At 65.7% G+C, this 945-nt stretch carries 2 protein-coding genes; one reads left to right on the top strand and one right to left on the bottom strand.

What is annotated here, in order from left to right:
* Positions 1-242 precede the first annotated feature (242 nt).
* The gene (locus RT91_RS19275) at positions 243-440 is read left to right on the top strand and encodes a hypothetical protein (protein ID WP_035187972.1); all 198 of its coding nucleotides are present in this window, start codon (positions 243-245) and stop codon (positions 438-440) included.
* Between the two features lie 27 nt (positions 441-467).
* Here RT91_RS19275 and RT91_RS22375 read toward each other — a convergent pair whose 3' ends face one another.
* The gene (locus RT91_RS22375) at positions 468-698 is read right to left on the bottom strand and encodes a hypothetical protein (protein WP_205408996.1); all 231 of its coding nucleotides are present in this window, start codon (positions 696-698) and stop codon (positions 468-470) included.
* Positions 699-945 lie beyond the last annotated feature (247 nt).

Here is a 945-nt window from a genome sequence, read left to right as displayed (position 1 = left end):
GGACGACGAGCATGCCGACGATGACGACCGGTTCGACGACGACGATCACGATGGAGACTCGCGCCGGCGACCACGATGGCGACCATGACGACGACCACGACGGGCACTGACCCGCGCCCCCGTTCCATGCGTGAACGGAATTAGTCTTAGGCAGAACCGGCACGTTCCGCCGCCGCCGCCGCATCGCCACCTCCGGAGCCAAGGCGGGGATCGATCCCCGCATCATGAAAAGGAGTTATCCGATGCGTACTCTCGCAATTGCCGTCACCGCCCTGACCATGCTGGCCGCCCTGGCGCCGCTGGCCGCCCATGCCGATGTCACCAACCCCTCCGGCCAGGCGCAATACACCTCGGCCTCGGCGTCAGCGCCGCAATCCGGCGGCCGGGCGGTCTTCCAGCATCAGCTGAACCGGATCCACCGGCTCGAAGCGCAGCATTAATGTCCCTAAACTGAAGTCCATCGGATTTCAGGCACAGGACGCGGCTCCGCCTATTATGCCCCGCCATCCTTCGGCTACGGCGCGCCCTACGGTTACGGCGCCGGCTACGGTCCGGCCTACGGCCCCATCTATCAATACCCGGACTATGCCCCGGACGACGAGCATGCCGACGATGACGACCGGTTCGACGACGACGATCACGATGGAGATCGCGCCGGCGACCACGATGGCGACCATGACGACGACCACGACGGGCACTGACCCGCGCCCCCGTTCCATGCGTGAACGGAATTAGTCTTAGGCAGAACCGGCACGTTCCGCCGCCGCCGCCGCATCGCCACCTCCGGAGCCAAGGCGGGGATCGATCCCCGCATCATGAAAAGGAGTTATCCCGGATGCGTACTCTCGCAATTGCCGTCACCGCCCTGACCATGCTGGCCGCCCTGGCGCCGCTGGCCGCCCTTTATGCCGATGTCACCAACCCCTCCGGCCAGGCGCAATACAC

Origin of the sequence: Acidiphilium sp. JA12-A1, assembly GCF_000724705.2 — a bacterium.
Classification (GTDB): domain Bacteria; phylum Pseudomonadota; class Alphaproteobacteria; order Acetobacterales; family Acetobacteraceae; genus Acidiphilium; species Acidiphilium multivorum.
The sequence above is the reverse complement of the archived record's forward strand: the minus strand, read 5'-3'. Positions and strand labels throughout refer to the sequence as shown.

Excerpts from the sequence above, each read along its gene's own strand:
- RT91_RS19275 (WP_035187972.1), top strand. The coding sequence starts at position 243 with ATGCGTACTCTCGCAATTGCCGTCACCGCCCTGACCATGCTGGCCGCC.